The sequence below is a fragment of the Streptomyces sp. CoH27 genome (assembly GCF_020181035.1).
In the GTDB taxonomy this organism is placed as follows: Bacteria; Actinomycetota; Actinomycetes; order Streptomycetales; family Streptomycetaceae; genus Streptomyces; species Streptomyces camelliae.
Genome location: NZ_JAIQYY010000037.1, coordinates 34,790 through 52,494 on the forward strand (window position 1 = coordinate 34,790; position 17,705 = coordinate 52,494).

Here is a 17,705-nt window from a genome sequence, read left to right on the forward strand (position 1 = left end):
CTCGTAGGAAGCACGATGGACGACGAACCGCTGTCGCAGTGGGCCGAGCGCCGTGACGCGAAGATCGGACGGCTCCGCGCCGTGCCTCTCGTCACGGGTGGCAGTCCGCAGGGATCACATCTGAACCCTGATGCGCCACGGGCGATCCAGCGATGGAACGGACACATGTGGGAGCCCTACGGTTTCGCAGCGAGCCTTGCGGAGGCGAGGCGCGTTCTGTTCCCCGACACCGAGGTCACCCCTGTCTCGGGGCCGGCGCCGAAGCTCGGCCCTGGGACCGGCAGACACCGGAAGCCTCGGGCCCCGCAATAGCTCGCCCCGCCGCCGACCGGCCACCGGCCCTCTCACCACTCGACCAACGCCAACCCCGCCGCCATCCCCCCTCCGAACCCGGCCAGCAGGACCAGTTCGCCCGGCTGGAGGGTGCCCATGCGGCGGGCCGAGTCCAGGGTGATCGGGATGGAGGCGGCGCCGGTGTTGGCGTACTCCTGGAGGGTCCAGTGCATGGTGGCGTTCGGCAGGGCCAGTTCCTCGAAGAGGGAGTCCAGCATGACGCCGTTGGCCTGGTGCGGGATGAAGTGGCGGATGTCGTCGGGGGCGACGCCGGCCTCGTGCAGGAACTGCTTGACCAGCTGCGGCACATGGTCCGCCACGAAGCGGCGTACGCCTCGGCCGTCCATCGTGAAGTACTGCTGTCCCGCAGCCAGGGCCTGCTCGTCCAGGGGGAGCCGGCTGCCGCCGCCGGGTACCTCGATCAGGCCGGAGAACTCGCCGAACGTGTGCAGGGACAGGTGGCGGATGCGGGGACCGTGAGCGGCCGGGCCCAGGACCATGGCGCCGGCGCCGTCGCCGAACAGGACGACCGTCCTGCGGTCGGCCGGGTTCAGGATGCGTGAGTACAGGTCCGCGCCGATGACCAGGGCGTGGCCGCCCCGGCGCGCGAGGACGCCCTCGGCGGCGGACAGCGCGAACACCTCGCCGGAGCACACCGCGTTGACGTCGAACGCCGCCGCGTCGATCGCGCCCAGATCGCCCTGGACGTACGCGGCGGTGGGCGGCTGGGGGCGGTCCGGGGTGGAGGTGGCGACCACGATGACCGACAGCTGGGCCGCGGTGATGCCGGCCGCTTCGAGCGCGGCCCGCCCGGCCGCCGTGGCCAGGTCGGAGGTGGCCTGGTCGGCGGCGGCCCAGCGCCGCGCGCGGATCTCCGTCTTGCCGACGATCCAGGCGTCGTCGACCCCGGCCGGCGCGGCGACCTCGTCGTTGGAGACAACTCGTTCCGGCAGATAGGCGCCCGTACCGAGGATCCTGACGTCGGTCATGCGGCTGCCCTCCCCTCGTCTGGGACCTTGCAGTGGAATGCACGGACGGACCTGTGCGCGGGCAGCCTCCACGGACTGCCCGCGCACCGGGGCCGGGGCGGTGCCATCTAGCGCGTTTCGTAGATGCGCTTGTGGCCGCTGATCCCGGCGAGCCGGAAGGGGCCGGTGGTCTGGGCCGGGGTGGCGTGGTCGCCGCCGTCGGTCGGCAGGGAGTACTCGTGCAGCTCGCGGTACTCGGCGTAGCTGACGGGCGTGCGCCGGGCGATCGCCGTGTGGTTCTGCTCGGTGCGCAGGTGGGCGCGGTAGCCGGCGACCAGGGTGCCGGCGAAGAACTCGGCGACGCTGCCGGAGCCGTAGCTGAGGAAGGCGATGGAGCGGCCGGTCAGGTCGTCGGCCTGGTCGAGCAGCGCGGCCAGGCCCAGGTACACCGACGCGGTGTAGCTGTTGCCGATCACCCGGTTGTAGGCCGTGGTCAGACCGATGGCGGCGGCGACGGCGTCGTTGTCGGTGTCCTTGCCGCAGTAGTTCAGCAGGTGGCGGTGGGCCTTGGTGGCCATCTTCGTGAACGGCTGGTGGTAGCAGAACGCGGCGAACTCCTCCAGCGAGCGGCCGCCCTGCTCCGTGTAGTCCTTCCAGGTGCCCTCGGCCGCCTGGAGATAGGCGTTGATGGACTCCTGGCCGTCCACGAGCGCGGCGGCGCGGTAGTTGGGCCGCCAGAAGTCCATGACGTCGGCGGTGAACAGGCCCGACGGGTCCTCGATGCGTACGAGGGCCGGGTCCACGCCGACCAGCATGGCCACCGCGGCGGCGCCCTGCGTCGACTCGCCCGGGCTGTCCAGCTCGTACTTGGAGACGTCGGACGCGATCACCAGGACCTGCTGCGCGGGGTCGCGCCGCACCAGGCCGATGGCGAACTGCAGGGCCGCCGTCGCGCCGTAGCAGGCCTGCTTCAACTCCACGACCCGGCACGCCGACGGCAGGCCGAGCAGGGAGTGGACGTACACACCGGCCGCCTTCGACTGGTCGATGGACGACTCGGTCGCGAAGACGACCGTCCGTATCCGGTCCCCGCCGTGCCGGGCGATGATGGGCGCGGCGGCGGACGCGGCCATGGTCACGATGTCCTCGTCGGCGGCGGGCACGCTCATCGACTCCTGGCCGATGCCCACGTGGTACTTGCCGATGTCGGTGCCGTTGTGGGCGGCGAGCGTGGTGTGCTCCAGGACGTACTCGCCCGTCGCGAACGACAGATCGTGGATTCCGATGGACAGGGACATGCCTCAAACACCAACCTCTACGGTCTTGTTGTCGCGTTCCAGCTGGACGTGAGCCCGCATCAGCTCACCCGGGTTCGTCTGTGCCGCGAGCAGCGAGAGTTCGCCGCACAGCACCGTCGCCGCGGCGAGGACGGCGAGGCGCCGGGCGTTCTCGCCGGGCGCGCGGTCGGCCCGGCAGCCGAGCCGGGTCAGGTTCGTCTCCACGAAGGCCAGGCCCTTGCCGTTGCCCACCGTGCCCACGATCAGGTTGGGCAGCGTGCAGGCGAAGTACAGGTCGCCGTCGCGGTCCTCGGCCATGACGACGCCCTGGGAGCCCTCCACGATGTTGGCCGCGTCCTGGCCGGTCGCCAGGTAGAAGCCGAGCAGCATGTTCGCGAAGTGGGCGTTGGCCGAGCGGATGCCGCCGGCGAGCAGGGTGCCGAGCATGTTCTTGCGGATGTTCAGCTCGACGATCTTCGCGGCCGTGGTGTGCAGGACGTCGTGGACCACGTCACGCGGGACGAGCAGCTCGGTGACCACGTTCTTGCCGCGGCCGAGGATGCCGTTGATCGCGGTGGCCTTCTTGTCCGTGCAGTAGTTGCCGGAGATCGACGCGTAGGAGATGCCCGGGACCGTCTGCAGCAGGTGCTTCAGGAGCACGTCGGAGGCGAGGGTGGCCATGTTGTGGCCGGAGGCGTCGCCGGTGCGGAACTCGAAGCGGAGGAACAGCAGGTTGGCGTTGATCTCGTGCCGGATCTCGATCAGCTCGGCGAAGCGGCTGCAGGTGCGGACGACCTCCTGCAGCTCGCCCTTGCGGGCCTCGATGGTGCGGGCGGCCGTCAGCGCGGTCTGCGCGTCGGTCGCCTCGACCAGCACCGAGCGGGTCATCCGCTCGTCCACGAGGGTCGCGACGATGCCCTTCTCGGCCAGCCGGGACACCTTCGCGCCCCGGCCCACCGACGGCCACAGCGGCGACTCGTAGGTGGCCAGCGGCACATGGGTCTCGGTGGTGGCGACGTTGCCGGAGATACGGAGCGGCCCGACCCACTGCATCGGGACGCCGGCGATCGCGTGGGTGTCGGTCATCGTGTGCTTCCCGTCAGGTCGTGGAGGGTGTCGATGGATGCGAGGGAGTGCGTGGAGGCCGAGCGCTGGGCGAGGCGGCTCGTGTCGATGCCCCGGTCGGCGCAGAAGTCGCGCAGGGAGCCGTGGATGAGTACGTCGCAGCGGGTGAGGTCAGCCGGGGTGCGGGCGCCGAGCATGGTCTGGAGGGCCGCCAGCTGGTCGAGCCACGTCGTGATCTGCGCGACGAGCGCCGAGACCCCGTCGTCCATGAGCGTGCGCAGGAACCCGCCCGACACGCCGACGGCACGGGCGCCGAGCGCCAGGCTGCGGGCCACGTCGAGGGGGTTGCGTACGCCGCCGGAGGCGAGCACCGGCAGGGCCACGTCCTGGGTGTCCAGCAGGCAGGCCGCGGTGGACTGGCCCCAGCCGTGCAGGAACGCGTAGTCGGCCAGCTCCCGGCGCCCGTTCTCGATGCGGGCGAAGTCGGTGCCGCCCCGCCCGGCGAGGTCGGCCACCCGCACGCCCAGGTTCTGCAGCAGCAGGACGGTCTGCCGGCTCAGGCCGTTGCCGACCTCCTTGACGATCACGGGGACGTCGACGCCGGCCGCGATCTGCTCGATCTGCCCGACCCATGACGAGAACGACCGGTCGCCCTCCGGCATGGGGGTTTCCTGGGCCGTGTTGACGTGGATCTGCAGGGCGTCGGCCCGCAGCAGGTCGACGGCGCGCCGGGCGTTGTCGACCGAGGTCGTCGCGTTGATGTTGGCCATGACGAACCCGTCGGGGTTGTGGGTGCGCAGCACGCTGAACGTGTGCGCGCACGACGGGTCCTTGAGGTAGGCGTTCATGGAGCCCGAGGCGATGGCGACGCCGCTCTCGCGGGCGGCGGTGGCCAGGTCCCGGTTGATCTCACCGGTCTTGGCGCTGCCGCCGGTCATGGCGTTGATGTAGAGCGGGGCCTGCCACTCGATGCCGCCGAAGGACGTGGCCAGCGAGACGTCCGGCCGGTCGATGCCCGCCAAGGCGTGGTGCACGAACGACACCTCGTCGAACTGGTTGAGGCCGCTGTGCGCACGGTGCTGCTCCATGGCCAGGCGGACGTGGTCGTCCTTGCGTTGAGCGCTGGTCATTCCTCGTTCCTTTCCGGGGTGGGACCGACGGACAGGGGCTGCACTCCGCTCGCGGCCCACCGTTTCCGTACGTGCGCGATGTCGTGCTCGGCCGTGGCGTCCAGCAGGGCGATGCCGCAGTCGCCGCCGCCCGCCCCCGACGGCTTGGCCGCGCCGCCGACGGCCTCGGCCGCCGCGCACAGCGCTGTCAGCTCGGGGGTGAAGATGCCGAGCCCAGCGTCGGCGTCCAGGCGGGCCAGCTCCTGCCGGGCGCGCCGGATCTGGTGCAGCAGTGCCTTGTCGTCGCCGCTCTCCAGCGCGTCGATCGCGGCGGTCACGAAGTCGGTGCTGGTCTTGACGAAGTCGCGGTGCGAGGCGCTGCCCCGCCAGGTGCGCCGGTGCAGGTCGCCGACGAGTGAGGTGGTGGAGGCCGGACGGCCGGTCCAGCCGACCTCCAGACGCAAGGCCCGCGGCGCTGGCAGCGGGCGCACGTCGAGCCCCGGCCAGGGGGCGCGCAGCGCTTCCCCGACGCCCCGGCGCCGCGCCAGGTCGAGCACGAAGGCGCGGTCGGGGGCCTGGTAGGCGATCCAGCCGCCCCAGGTGCTGGCGGCGAGATCACCGCCGGAGCCCTTGGGGTCGATCCGGGCCGTGGCGAGCAGCGCCAGCCGGAACCGGTCGGCACGCGACAGGCCGAGGCCGCAGTGGTCCGCCACGGCCGCGACGGTCGCCACGGTCACGGCGCCACTGGAACCCAGCCCGAACTTCCTGCCCCCGTCGTGCAGGTCGCTGCTGACCGAGACACTCAACTCCGGTGCGGGCAGGCCGTGTTCGGCCAGCAGAGCGGCCACCGTCTCGATGGCCGCCACCACATGGGCCGCCGCGCCGCGCACCCGCTCCTCGTCCTGCCCGGGGGACACCTCCAGCCGGCCGTCCCGCCACTGCCAGCGCATCGGCCGGTCGACGAGATCGGAGGTGATCACGACACCGGGCCCGGCCGGGGCGCGCACGGTGACCGTGACCTCCCGGTCCACGGCCACGACGATCGCCGGGGTGCCGGGCTCCACCACCGCGTACTCGCCCGCGATGAACAGCTTGCCCGGAGCGCTCCGGACGACCGCCCGCCCGCCGGTCATCGTCCGTCCACGTTCAGCAGGCGGGTGCCCGGTCCCGGGCGGGCGATGTGTACGGCACCGCCGGCGGCGGCGCCGCGGACGACCGCGGCCACCCGCTCGACGTCCACCCTGCGGCACAGCACCTTGACGTTGGGGCCGGCGTCCATGGTGACGTAGGCCAGGAGACCGTCGCGGCGCAGCTGCTGCACGCTGTCGAGGACGCGGAGGGTGGCGGGGGCCAGGTAGCGCACGGCGGGGCGGGCGGCGAGCATGGTCGCGTGCATGCCGAGGGCGTTGCGCTCCGCGATCTCCCCGACCGCTTCGAGGTCACCGGCCAGCAGCGCGGCGCGCATCTGCGTCAGGTCGTCCTTGCTGGAGACGGCCCACGGCTCGAACAGCGGCGAGGTGTCGACGGTGCGGCGCATGGCCTCCCGGCTGGAGACGGCCTTGGGCCCGGCGTCGACCACGGCGATGACGAGGGCGGGATCGAGATCGAGGCCGGCCGCGGGCACCGGCTCGGCGTAGGAGCCGAGGTCGGCCTCCTCGGGCGTACCGCTCCCGGCGTGCCAGACGGCGAAGCCACCGAACACCGACCGCGAGGCGGATCCGGAGCCGCGCCGGGCCAGCCGGGACAGCGCGGTGGCATCCAGACCGAGCCCGTACGCGGCGGCGGCAGCGGCCGCCAGCGCGGCGAACCCGCTCGCGGAGGACGCCAGGCCCGCCCCGGTCGGCACGGTGTTCTCGGTGTCCACGACCGCCCGCTCAGCGGCCCCCGCCCGGTCCCGGACCAGGTCCAGGAAGGCGACGATACGGCGCAGCGCCTCGCCGGTCGCGGGCCTGCCGTTGAAGGTCACCGTGTCCTGTCCGGCTCTGGGGGCGAGGCGGACGGTGGTGGTCGTGGGGAAGATGTCCAGGGTCATCGACAGGCTGTCGGTGCGGGGCAGGACGAGCTTCTCGTCGCGCTTGCCCCAGTACTTGATCAGCGCGATGTTCGGGTGTGCCACGGCGGTGGCGCGGCCCGGGGTGCCCCGCCGCTCGCCGGGCTCAGCCAGGTCGATCAGGGTGATGAGCTGCTCAGACATGGTCGGCGTGCCTCCTCAGGGGTACGACCCACGTCTGCACGGCGCCGGCTTCGTGGAGTCGGACGGTGACGTTCCTGGTATGTTCCGGCCGGGCCAGCGCGATCACGCAGCCGCCCAGGCCGCCGCCGGTGATCTTCGCGCCGAGCGCGCCCGCGTCCAGCGCGGCCTCGACCAGGGCATCGATCCCGTCGGTGCTGAGCCCGGCCGTTGCCAGCAGCTCGTGATAGTGCGTCAACTGCGCGCCCACCTCCAGCGGCCGGCCCTCAGCCAGGGCCAGGGCGGCCGTGTCGACCAGCACGCGGGCGCGGTGCAGGAAGCTCTCCCGTGTGCCGTCCCGCCGGAATCCCGCGCGCAGCAGCTCGACCGCTTCCTTGGTGCTGCCGTGGGTGCCGCTGTCGGCGACGACGAGCAACGTGTCGCAGCCGACGCTCAGTTCGTGGGCCTGGCCCGCCTGGAACCGCAGCGGCGCCGCCGCGCCGACGGCCATGGCGTCGACCCCGCTGGCCCGGCCGTGCGCCACGTTCTCCGCGGTCTGCACCAGCTCGAACGTGGTGGAGCCGGTCAGTTCACGGTCGTGGAGATCGGCCAGGGCGAGGACGATGGCCCGCGAGGTGGCGGCGCTGGAGCCGAGCCCGCGGCCCGGCGGGATGGTGCCGTCGACGATCACGTCGAGGTGCGCGTGGTCCGTCACGCCCGTACGCGCCTGGAAGGCGGCGGTCAGCCGGCGCAGCCCGCCGGAGACCTGTGTCACCATCGCTCGCGACACCGAACCGGTCATGGTGAAGGACAGGTTGCCCTCGCCGCCGGAGGTGTCCGTGGGACCGTGGGACCAGCCGGCGCTCGCCGTGGCGGAGAGCTGGGGAATCGGCACGGCCAGCGCGGGAGCCCCGTACACGACCGCGTGCTCTCCCAGCAGAATGGCCTTCGCATGGGCGCGACCGATGCCGACGGAGCGAGTCCGGTGGTGCCCCGACACCCCCTCCACAGAGGTCGGTGGAGTCAACGCTCAGCTTCCCTTCTCGTTGCTGCGGTGGGATCGCATAGTCCGGTCGACTGCTCAGGAACTGGTCAGTGAGGGTGTCGCGGTGGGCAGGGGCGACGCTGGAGGGCGATCCGCGTGAGTTCGTCGATGTCGAACTCGGAGCGGCAGTTCGGCGCCCCGTAGCGCGTGATCTTCCCCCGGCTCACCCACTTGCGAATGGTCGCTTCGGACACCCCCACGGCCAGTGCGGCCACATTGGTCGGGACGAGCCGGTGACGTGGCGGCTTGGTCATGCCATGACCCCCTTTCGCTGCTGTTCCATGAGGTGCCTCAGATTCAGCCACTCATGCATTTCCCAGGAGTGTCCGGCGGAGCATTCGATGCTGCCCCGCGGCATCCTTCCGCTGTTCGTCAGTGATGTGCTGATCGTTCCACTGCAGTTGTCCACGACGCATTTCCGGATCGCAGTTCGGAGATCGTTGGACTCCGGGTCTATCGTGCCGCGCAGTTCGGCGGCCAGACTCTCCATCTCGTCCGCGAAATCGACGGCCGGAGGCTGGGACGCCAGCCATTTCAGATGGTGCGTCAGAAAGCGTGTCAGATGCGGGACGGAGCGGGCCGGAACGGCGACGTCGAGTTCTTCCGAGACGACCTCGGCCCAGGATTCGAGCGTGGCGAGAATGTTGTATCGGGCGTCGAGCACCGAGACGTTCAGATGGTCCCGCGTCCGGCTGCCCGAGACCTTCGTGGGGTTGCTCCGCCTGGATGTCGGCGATGCGTGGTGCAGGCACTCCTGGTGGAGGGCAGGCAGCGTGCGCAGGTTGCGCGCCACCTGGCTGATGCACACGTCGCACAGGACGGAATCGCCGGCGGTGCAGCCCTTGTGCGCGTGATTTCTGGGACACGACCGAACCTGCATGGAATCTCCTGCGGCGTTAATGCGTGAGATGACGACGGCCGTTGGTTTCATCCGGCGAAGAGAGATGCCATGTATCCCATCCCTCGATGCACACCTATACCTTCAAGTGCTTCCACACGAACGTACAGAAGAGTGCTGGAGGCCCGATACAGTCAGCCTCGTCCGTGACCCGGGAGTGCCCGGGGCGAGGTTGACGGGAAAAGGAAGAGGGCCGGGTTACCCGGCCCTCTCGCATGGATTGTTCAATTCGTGCGTCAGGAGTGCGCCACTTCCGGTTCGGCGGCCGGCCTGGTGGCGGGTGCGCCGGGCACCGGCAGCGGGCCTTTGCGCAGCAGCAGACCGCTGATGACGGCGCCGCCCGCGAAGATGGCCGCGCACACCCAGAACACATTGTGGTAGCCGTGGATCACGGCCTGCTGGAACAGCCCCGGACCCGGCTTGCCGTGGGCGTGGCTGTTCAGGTAGCCGGTGGCGGCGCTGGCCGCGATCGTGTTGAGCAGCGCGGTGCCGATGGCGCCGCCGAGCTGCTGGCCGGCGTTGATGGTCGCCGAAGCGATACCCGCGTCCTGCGGCTGCACCCCGGAGGTGCCGGTGCTCAGGGCGCCGGAGAAGACCAAGCCCATGCCGACGCCGATCACCATGATCGGTCCGAGGATCGTCGAGGCGTAGTGGGAGTCCGGCTGGATCCGGGTCAGCCAGGCCATGCCGCCGGCGTTGCACAGCATGCCGAGCGGGATCAGCGGCTTCGGGCCGACCTTCGGCATCAGCCGGATGTTGCCCACGTTGCTCATCACGGCGATGACGGCCACCATCGGCAGCAGGGCGACACCCGACTTGAACGCCGAGTAGCCCAGGTCGGTCTGCATGTAGTAGATGAGGAAGAGAAGCACGCCGAACATGCCGGCGCCGACGACGGCACTGGTGATGTAGGCGCCGGCGCGGTTGCGGTCGAGCACGACCCGCAGGGGCAGCAGCGGGTTCTGGGCGCGGCGCTGCCAGAGGGCGAAGAGGATCACCAGCACACCACCGACTGCGAGGAAGCTCCAGGTGGAGGTGGTGTGCCAGCTGTGCGTTCCCGCGTTGGAGAAGCCGTAGACCAGGCCGAACATGCCGCCGGACACCAGGAGCACGCCGGGGACGTCCATCCGGGCGCCCGTGCGCGGCTGCCGGGTCAGCAGCGGGGAGCCGACGATCAGCGCGAAGGCGGCGAAGACCAGGTTGACGTACATGCACCAGCGCCAGTTGAGGGCGGAGGTCAGTGCGCCGCCGATCAGCAGGCCCAGGCCGCCGCCGCTGGCCGCGACCGCGCTGAAGGCGCCGAACGCCTTGCCGCGCTCCTTGGGGTCGGTGAACGTGGTGGCCAGCAGCGACAGAGTGGTGGGCGCCAGCAGCGCGGCGAAGACACCCTGGCAGGCGCGGGCGGCCACCAGCATGCCGAAGCTGCCCGCGGCACCGCCGACGGCGGAGGCGGCCGCGAATCCGACCAGGCCGACGATGAACGTCTCCTTGCGCCCGATCAGGTCGGCCAGCCGGCCGCAGAACAGCAGCAGGCTGCCGTAGCACAGCGCGTACGCCGTCACGACCCACTGCTTGTCGGTGTCCGAGAAGTGCAGCGCCTTCTGCGCCGACGGCAACGCCAGGTTCATCACCGTGTTGTCGAGCGTCAGCATGAGGTAGGCGACGCAGATGACGGCGAGGACGATCCACCGCCGTGAATCTTTTGCCATGGGCACGGCTGCCGCAGGCACGGCGCTGGGTGTGGACATGAGCTGTCTCCTAGGTACTCGGTCGGGCTCAAGCTGCTTCACCTCTATGACAGGCCGCAGCAGCCGGATGTGACGGGCCCCGCCGCCGTGGCGACGCGACCCGTCGGCTAGGGCTTGTCCGCGGCCCCCTGCTCCAGGACCTCGGACATGACCTGGGCCAGCACGCCTGCCGGGTTCTCGGCGGCTCCCATGGAGCGCCACGCCACGTGGTTGTCCGGGCGGACCAGGACGGCGCCGTCGTCGGCGATCTCCCGTACGTCCGCCCAGCCACCGTCGGCGTACTCCGCGCCGGGCCCGATCCGGGCCACGGTGATGGGGACCGAGAACTTCGCGGCGACCTCCTCGGCCGCCTCGGCCCACGGGGTGCCCACAGGGCCGGTGATCAGGGCGAAGCCGTTCGACGACCCGACCAGATCGTGGGTGGACAGGCGTCGGCCGTCCCGCTCGATCCAGGCGTGCGGCAGCCGGTGCCCGGGGCGGGTGGTGGGGTGGTGGACGTCGCCCATGGGCGAGCGGTGCGGCGGCTCGGTCCCGTCGGGGACGAGTGCCCCCTGCTCGTAGGCGAAGCCGATCTCCAGGTCGTGTGCCTGGCACTCGGCGCGGTGGGTGCCGAAGATCTCCGCCGCCCTGGCGCGGGTGACCTCGCCGACCGCGGACGTCTCGAAGTACTGGGTGAACGCGGACGGGCGGCGCTGCGGCGGGACATGCGGGCCGAGCCCGAGCGCGGCCTCCGTCATGGTCCGGTGGTGGAACCAACTGGCCAGGCCCCATTCGACGTTGCGCCGGCCGATCGGCCGCCGCTCGGCCTCGTAGGTGTCGAGCAGGCTGTCGTCGGCGCGGCCGGCGACCACCGCGGCCAGCTTCCAGGCGAGGTTGTGCACGTCCTGGATGCCGCCGTTCAGGCCGAGCCCGGTGGTGGGCGGCTGGCGGTGGGCGGCGTCACCGACGATGAGCACCCGGCCGGCCCGGTAGCGGTCGGCGAGCACGCCCTCGACCATCCAGTGCGACACCTTGTGCACCGTGAGGTCGAGGTCGGGCAGGCCCAGCACCTCGCGCATCCGGTCGGCGATCGCCGCGTCGTCGGAGCGGTCCACGTCGCCCAGGGCGAAGGTGAGTCCCCATTCCTCGCATTGCCTGCCCCAGGTCGGCCCCATCTCCAGCAGGGCGCTGTTCAGATCGGGCCGGTAGGGGTTCATGAACCAGGTGATGAGGGTGCCGTCGTGCCACCACGCGGACAGGTCCGCGGTGAAGTACGCGGTGGTGACCTCGGCCATCTTGGTCACGCCCTGCATCTGCACGCCGAGCCGGGGGCCGAGCGTACGGCCGCCGTCGGCGGCGATGACGTACTGCGCGGCGATCCGGGTCACCTCGCCGCTGTCGCGGTCGCGGATCTCGGCGACGACCCGGTCGCCCTCATCGGCGAAGGAGACCAGTTCGTGGGAGAAGAGCACCCGGCCTGGATTGCGCTCCTCGGCCTGCCTGCGCAGGATCGGCTCCAGCCTGAGCTGCGGCAGCTTGATCGGCAGCACGGGGCCGTCGGCCGCGTAGACCTCCGTCGTCGCGCCACCGCCGAAGGCGTCCATCTCATGGATCACCCGCCGGTCCAACGGCCCGTCGCCGGCGAGGGTGGTCTGCCAGCGCACCCGGCCGTACTGCCCGGGGGTCGCCGCGCGTTCGACCACGGTGTCGTACAGGCCGTGCTGGCGGAAGATCTCCATCGTGCGCTGATTGATGTAGTGCGCCTTCGGGAGAATCGACGTGGCCGCGTGCCGCTCCACGAGCACGTGGCCCACACCGTGGTCCGACAGGAAGAGGGAGGCGGACAGGCCGCAGCCGCCGCCCCCCACGATCAGGACCGGAACCTCGGTAACCTCCATATTCGGCCTTCCATAAGGTGAGGGCCGGCCCACATACAGGGCGTCAGGCGATCACGAAGGACCCTGGATGCCGGCGGGCGGGCCGGGGAAACGGTTCAACCGATGTGTCTGTCGTCCCGGGATACGACGGTCGACGCCACCACGACGACGCTCTTCGGCCGATGCTGCGTCCCCCAGCATCGGTCGCGGTGGTTGAGCCGCACTATGGCGCGGGTCGGCGTCGGCTTGACAGGTCACCGCCGTGCCTTCCGACCTGCGACGCGAGGGGCCGTGTCACATTCCGCACGGCCGCCCTGTCGTAACGGACGAGGCGAACACACCGTCCGGCCACCGGGCGTCCCGTGGGCGGTGCCGTTCGTCCGTGCTCCGAGTGCAAGGCGATGAGAAGGAAGAAAGCGATGAGTGACCTTCAAGCCGTCGTGGACCGCGTCGAGATCGAGGCGCTGCGCGGCGAGTTCACCGACGCGGTGATGATGCGTGACTACGACCGTGTGGCTTCGCTGTTCACCCCGGACGGCGTGTGGCGGATGCCCAACATCCCCGTCGAACTCGAAGGCCGGGAGGCGATCCGCGCCTGGGGCAGGCGGGTGCCGGACCTGGTGGACTTCCTCGTGCAGAACACCCACCCGGGCCTGATCCAGCTCGGCGGCGACACCGCATCGGGCCGCACCTACATCTCCGAGGTCGGGCGTGGCCTCGACGGCCGCGGGGGCCAGAACTACGCCATCTACCACGACCGGTACCAGCGCACCGACGAGGGCTGGAAGTTCACCGAGCGCGTCTACGAGGTCCGGTACGAGGACTCCTCGCCGCTGGCGGGCTCTCCGCCCCGCCCGGCCCGGGACGCGTGACCGTCCCCCGGCACGGTGAAGCCGCGCAGGTGTGCCCCCCTCGGCGTGCCGAGGGGGGCACCGCGCTGTGGCCCGCGGGCTGCTGTGCGGGTGGGCAGGCAGGGGCGGAGGTCAGCCGCCACCGGGAACGCTGCCGGCCAGCGCGACCGAACGAAGCCGCCCCGCGGCCAAGGACCGTGCCGTGGCGGCCGGCGACGGCCGGACGGGCGCGGGCGGCGCCGATCCGCACCGCCCGGAAGGCCAGGCCGGCTCCGCGACCGCCCTGGGGTGCGGCCGCCAGTCCAGGCACGGTGCCTGGTTGAGTATCTGCTGCTCCAGCACTTGCAGCGCCGGCCGCGGATCGATCCCCAACTCCTCCGCCAGCCGCCGCTGGTTGGTGCGCAGCACCGCCAGCGCGTCGACCTGACGACCCGCCCGGTACAGGGCCAGGCTCAGCAGCTCGCACCCGTACTCACGCAGGGGATGAGCCTGCACGAAGGCCTCCAGTTCGGCCACCGCGACCTCGTGGGCACCGGCCGCGAGCAGGGCCGCGCAGCGACCCTCGACCGCCGACAGCCGCAGCTCGTCCAGCCGCGCCACGTCCGGCCCCACATACGGAGTGTCGGCCACCTCGGCGTACGCCTGTCCGCGCCACAGCGCCAGCGCCACGTCGAACGCGTGGACCGCGGACTGCGCGTCACCCCGCTCCAGCGCCTGCCAGCCGGCGACGGCCCGCTCGCCGAAGCGCTGCACGTCGACCTCGACGACCCGGCTGTTGAGCAGGTAGCCACGTCCATAGGTGCGCAGCACCGTCGGCGGGGTCCGGGGCGCGCGACCGGGTTCGAGTACGCGCCGCAGGTTGGCGACGTACGCCTGGAGGGAGGCGATCGCCGACGGTGGCGGGTTCCCGGTCCAGAGCTCCTCGACGATCACGTCGACGGTCACCGGCTGGCCCACCTTGCTGACCAGCAGCGCCAGCAACGCGCGCTGCTTGGGCGCTCCCAGGTCGACGAGGCGGCCCCCGACGGCGGCCTCGATCGGGCCCAGCGCGCGGAACTCGACCAGCGGGCGCGGCGGTGCGGGGTTCTGCGCCGCCCGCTCCGTGGCCCACCGGACGTCCTCCGCTCGCCCGGGCGGCGCGGCCGCGGTGCTTCCACCGCCGTTCGTGATGCCCTGTACGACACCATCCGTCGCGAAGAGTTCCGCGATCACGTGTCCGGCTGCCGGGATTTCGGGATCGAGTTCGAGTTCTCTGGCCACGTACACGCGCAGTGCCTCGTTGGTACGGCGAAGCTCCTGGATCTCGCGTTCCAGTTCCGCGATGCGCCACGTATCGGGATGACCGGCTTCCCTGTCCGGCCTACCGGTATCGACCTTTTCGTTTGCCATCCGTGAACTCTCCATTTCCACGGCCTTGTGCGGTCGCCCGGCCGGTACCGGAGGGCGCCTGGCCGACGGCCAGGACGGCCGAAGCAGGCCGTGTCCGGCGACCGGACGCCTGGTGCAGCGCGGTGAACGGCCTGAACGGAGCGGGTTTTTCACATGCGCGCGCCGAATACGACAAGTGCCCGTAGGGGGGTGACGGTTCTGGACGTCGGTGTTTTCCTCTGCGGCGTGGGAAAGGCAATGGTTCCACCGCTGTTTGCGACCTTATGTGCCGACGGTCTGTGCGCCAAGTCGGCACCAGTCGATTCTCCAGTCACGCTCAAGGCGTCTGGCCGACGCTGGGGCGGGGGAGCAGCGGGGGGCGGCGCACGGCATCGCTTCGTTCAATGTCCCCGAACCGCCGATCGACTTGTGACGGATCATCGGGAACACGTGTGGAGGTTTGAATGTCCGGAACTGATGATGTCGAGCGCGTCTACGCGGCCATGGAGGAAGCGGCCGGTCTGCTGGGCGTGACCTGCGCACGTGACAAGGTCTATCCGCTGCTGGACGCGTTCCGAGGCAGGCTCGACCAGGGCGTGGTCGTCTTCTCCATGGCGAGCGGGCGCCACTCCACGGAGCTGGACTTCAGCATCTCGGCGGAGACGACCCAGGGTGACCCGTACGCCACCGTGCTGGACAAGGGCCTGTTCCCGGCGACGGGCCATCCCGTGGACGACCTGCTGGCGGACACCCAGAAGCACCTTCCGGTCTCGCTGTTCGCCATCGACGGTGAGGTCACCGGCGGTTTCAAGAAGACGTACGCGTTCTTCCCCACCGACAACATGCCCGGGGTCGCCCAGCTGAGCGCCATTCCCTCCATGCCGAAGTCCGTGGCCGAGAACGCCGAGCTGTTCGCCCGCTATGGCCTGGACAAGGTCCAGATGACCTCGATGGACTACAAGAAGCGGCAGGTCAACCTCTATTTCAGCAACCTGAACCGGAAGTACCTGGAGCCGGAATCCGTCCTGGCCCTGGTGCGCGAGCTGGGCCTGCACGTTCCGACCGAGCTGGGGCTGGAGTTCTGCAAGCGCTCGTTCTCGGTCTACCCCACCCTCGGCTGGGACACCGGGAAGATCGAGCGGCTGTGCTTCGCCGTGATCTCCACCGACCCCACACTGGTGCCCTCCGAAGACCCGGGCGACATCGAGAAGTTCCACAACTACGCGACCAGGGCGCCGTACTCGTACGTGGGGGAGAAGCGCACCCTCGTCTACGGGCTCACTCTGTCGCCCAAGGAGGAGTACTACAAGCTCGGGGCGTACTACCACATCACCGACGTCCAGCGGCGCCTGCTGAAGGCCTTCGACTCCCTGGTGGACTGAGCACCACCTCGAACGACCTGGGCGGTCCCGTGCGGACCGCCCTTTCGCGCTGCCGCGGCACGTGCCGCGGCGGATTCAGCACAGGACGATGATCTGCAGGTCGGTCAGGTCGGCCATGATGTCGATGCGGGTGATCAGTCCGTCGGCGATGGTGAAGCGGAGAACGGTCCGCGGCACGCCGTCCTGGACGTAGGCCAGCCCGGCGGCCCCGTCGATGAGGGCCGGCACCGGGGCCCAGGAGAGCTTGGCGAAGGCGCGGGAGACGGCGTCCGCGCCGCGGATCTCCTCGGCCAGGGGCCTCCCCGTGGCCGCTCCCATGCGCATGGCCGCCTGGTCGGCGCGGACCACGATGTCCGGGGCGAGGATGCCCAGCAGGGCCTCGAAGTCGCCCTCGCGAGAAGCGTTGAGGAAGGCGTCGACGAAGTCGGCCTCTGCGGCCTGGAAGGCGCCGGCGCCCTCGTCCCGGACCGGCGCGCTCTTCGGTTCGGCGGCCGGGGCGGCGCGCTGCTGCTGGAAGCGCCGGCGGGCGCGGCTGGCCAGCTGGCGGGCCGCGGCCGGAGTGCGGTCCACGATCGGCGCGATCTCGTCGAAGGGCACCGCGAACATGTCGTGCAGGACGAACGCCAGCCGCTCGGCGGGCGTGAGGGTGTCGAGGATGAGGAACATGGCCGCGCCGACCGACTCGGCGAGCACCGCCTCCTGCTCCGGGTCGACCACCGCGTCCGGGGACTGCGGGCCGTCGGCCTCGGGGTCGCCCACCAGGTCCTCGCGGCGCGACCTGCGCGACTGGAGCATGTTCAGCGACACGCGGGCCACGATGGTGGTGAGCCAGCCGCTCATGTTCTCCACCGCGGCGGCGTCCGCGCGGGAGACCCGGAGCCAGGCCTCCTGGACGGCGTCGTCCGCCTCGGTCAGCGAGCCGAGCACCCGGTACGCCACCGCACGCAGCCTCGGCCGGTCGGTCTCGAACCGCGCGGCCAGCCATTCGCTCTCGTTCATCGGGTCACACCCCTCTCCCACCAATGCCTTGTATGTCCGACAGGACAGGCCCCGAGAATGTGACCGGGTGCGGGACAGACTGCCTTGAATGTGACGTTGGTCACTTCGGGGAGCGCTTGGCGAGGGCCACTGCCTGTGTCACGATTGATGCACCCCTAGCCTGCCCAAAAACAGCCGCACGGCTGTCAGTTGGGCGCCGCCCGCCGGTTCGCGCGGACGAGAGCGAAGCGCTCGTGGGTGCGGTGAGCGCAAGCACGCTCTGCCCCGCAATGCCGTAAGACCGAGGCGGCCCGCCCCCTCTCGCGCACACCGCCGTGGCCGGGCCGGCGTCGAAGCCGCCTGCTGCGCCGGCCCTGTGGTCAGGCCCGAGCGGCCGCCACCCGTCGCTTCCCCCCTGGTTCCCCCGTTTCCCCCTCCGGGCAGCCCGGCCGGTGCTGTCCGTCCGAGGGACTCCGGCGTCAACGTGCCTGCGGACAGGCGGACATGGCCTGCCGTCAGCCCGACGTCCTGCTGCCCTCGCTGTCGAGACTCCAAAAGAAGTGGATTCCAGATATGCCCAGGCTGTGCAAGCCGGCGATGAGTGCGCCGGAGTATGTCATCACGGTGGAAGAGACCCTGGAGTTCGCGCAGAGGGCG

The 17,705-nt window shown here is 70.9% G+C and carries 16 protein-coding genes; 3 read left to right on the plus strand and 13 right to left on the minus strand.

The genetic code is table 11. From position 1 onward, the window contains the following. Window positions 1-15 precede the first annotated feature (15 nt). Window positions 16-312: a DUF6087 family protein gene (locus LE548_RS39480; protein ID WP_225101869.1), complete on the plus strand. Its 297-nt coding sequence runs from the start codon at window positions 16-18 to the stop codon at window positions 310-312. A gap of 32 nt (window positions 313-344) precedes the next feature. Here the strand turns inward: LE548_RS39480 and LE548_RS39485 are convergent, their stop codons facing one another. From LE548_RS39485 to LE548_RS39535, 11 genes are all read right to left on the minus strand, one after another. Then, window positions 345-1,322 (minus strand): 3-oxoacyl-ACP synthase III family protein, encoded by a 978-nt coding sequence (locus LE548_RS39485; RefSeq protein WP_225101870.1) that lies wholly within the window; start codon window positions 1,320-1,322, stop codon window positions 345-347. A gap of 107 nt (window positions 1,323-1,429) precedes the next feature. After that, window positions 1,430-2,599, minus strand: coding sequence for a hydroxymethylglutaryl-CoA synthase (locus tag LE548_RS39490; protein WP_225101871.1), 1,170 nt, complete (start codon window positions 2,597-2,599; stop codon window positions 1,430-1,432). A gap of 3 nt (window positions 2,600-2,602) precedes the next feature. Next, window positions 2,603-3,664: a hydroxymethylglutaryl-CoA reductase gene (locus LE548_RS39495; protein WP_225101872.1), complete on the minus strand. Its 1,062-nt coding sequence runs from the start codon at window positions 3,662-3,664 to the stop codon at window positions 2,603-2,605. Further along, window positions 3,661-4,773 carry a type 2 isopentenyl-diphosphate Delta-isomerase gene (gene fni / locus LE548_RS39500; protein ID WP_225101873.1) on the minus strand — a complete coding sequence of 371 codons (1,113 nt, stop codon included), beginning with the start codon at window positions 4,771-4,773 and terminating at the stop codon, window positions 3,661-3,663. The genes LE548_RS39495 and fni overlap by 4 nt, the downstream gene beginning before the upstream one ends. Further along, on the minus strand, window positions 4,770-5,885 hold the full coding sequence (locus tag LE548_RS39505; protein ID WP_225101874.1) for a phosphomevalonate kinase: 1,116 nt from the start codon (window positions 5,883-5,885) through the stop codon (window positions 4,770-4,772). Before LE548_RS39505 ends, fni begins: the two co-directional genes overlap by 4 nt. Continuing rightward, the gene (gene mvaD / locus LE548_RS39510) at window positions 5,882-6,946 is read right to left on the minus strand and encodes a diphosphomevalonate decarboxylase (RefSeq protein ID WP_225101875.1); all 1,065 of its coding nucleotides are present in this window, start codon (window positions 6,944-6,946) and stop codon (window positions 5,882-5,884) included. The genes LE548_RS39505 and mvaD overlap by 4 nt, the downstream gene beginning before the upstream one ends. Next, window positions 6,939-7,931: a mevalonate kinase gene (gene mvk / locus LE548_RS39515; RefSeq protein ID WP_225101886.1), complete on the minus strand. Its 993-nt coding sequence runs from the start codon at window positions 7,929-7,931 to the stop codon at window positions 6,939-6,941. The genes mvaD and mvk overlap by 8 nt, the downstream gene beginning before the upstream one ends. An 83-nt stretch (window positions 7,932-8,014) precedes the next feature. After that, window positions 8,015-8,221 carry a hypothetical protein gene (locus tag LE548_RS39520; protein ID WP_225101876.1) on the minus strand — a complete coding sequence of 69 codons (207 nt, stop codon included), beginning with the start codon at window positions 8,219-8,221 and terminating at the stop codon, window positions 8,015-8,017. Continuing rightward, window positions 8,218-8,847 carry a hypothetical protein gene (locus LE548_RS39525; RefSeq protein WP_225101877.1) on the minus strand — a complete coding sequence of 210 codons (630 nt, stop codon included), beginning with the start codon at window positions 8,845-8,847 and terminating at the stop codon, window positions 8,218-8,220. Before LE548_RS39525 ends, LE548_RS39520 begins: the two co-directional genes overlap by 4 nt. Window positions 8,848-9,101: 254 nt before the next feature. After that, window positions 9,102-10,613 (minus strand): MFS transporter, encoded by a 1,512-nt coding sequence (locus tag LE548_RS39530; RefSeq protein ID WP_225101878.1) that lies wholly within the window; start codon window positions 10,611-10,613, stop codon window positions 9,102-9,104. A 107-nt stretch (window positions 10,614-10,720) separates the two neighbouring features. Further along, the gene (locus tag LE548_RS39535; RefSeq protein ID WP_225101879.1) at window positions 10,721-12,490 is read right to left on the minus strand and encodes an FAD-dependent monooxygenase; all 1,770 of its coding nucleotides are present in this window, start codon (window positions 12,488-12,490) and stop codon (window positions 10,721-10,723) included. 398 nt (window positions 12,491-12,888) lie between these two features. Here LE548_RS39535 and LE548_RS39540 point away from each other — a divergent pair, with 398 nt between their 5' ends. Beyond that, window positions 12,889-13,341: a nuclear transport factor 2 family protein gene (locus tag LE548_RS39540; protein WP_225101880.1), complete on the plus strand. Its 453-nt coding sequence runs from the start codon at window positions 12,889-12,891 to the stop codon at window positions 13,339-13,341. A 111-nt stretch (window positions 13,342-13,452) separates the two neighbouring features. Here LE548_RS39540 and LE548_RS39545 read toward each other — a convergent pair whose 3' ends face one another. Next, window positions 13,453-14,709, minus strand: coding sequence for an AfsR/SARP family transcriptional regulator (locus LE548_RS39545; RefSeq protein WP_225101881.1), 1,257 nt, complete (start codon window positions 14,707-14,709; stop codon window positions 13,453-13,455). Between the two features lie 443 nt (window positions 14,710-15,152). On the opposite strand from LE548_RS39545, the gene LE548_RS39550 reads away from it, so the two are divergent. Further along, on the plus strand, window positions 15,153-16,070 hold the full coding sequence (locus tag LE548_RS39550) for an aromatic prenyltransferase (protein WP_225101882.1): 918 nt from the start codon (window positions 15,153-15,155) through the stop codon (window positions 16,068-16,070). 75 nt (window positions 16,071-16,145) lie between these two features. Here LE548_RS39550 and LE548_RS39555 read toward each other — a convergent pair whose 3' ends face one another. Beyond that, window positions 16,146-17,069: a sigma-70 family RNA polymerase sigma factor gene (locus LE548_RS39555; RefSeq protein WP_225101883.1), complete on the minus strand. Its 924-nt coding sequence runs from the start codon at window positions 17,067-17,069 to the stop codon at window positions 16,146-16,148. Window positions 17,070-17,705: the final 636 nt, after the last annotated feature.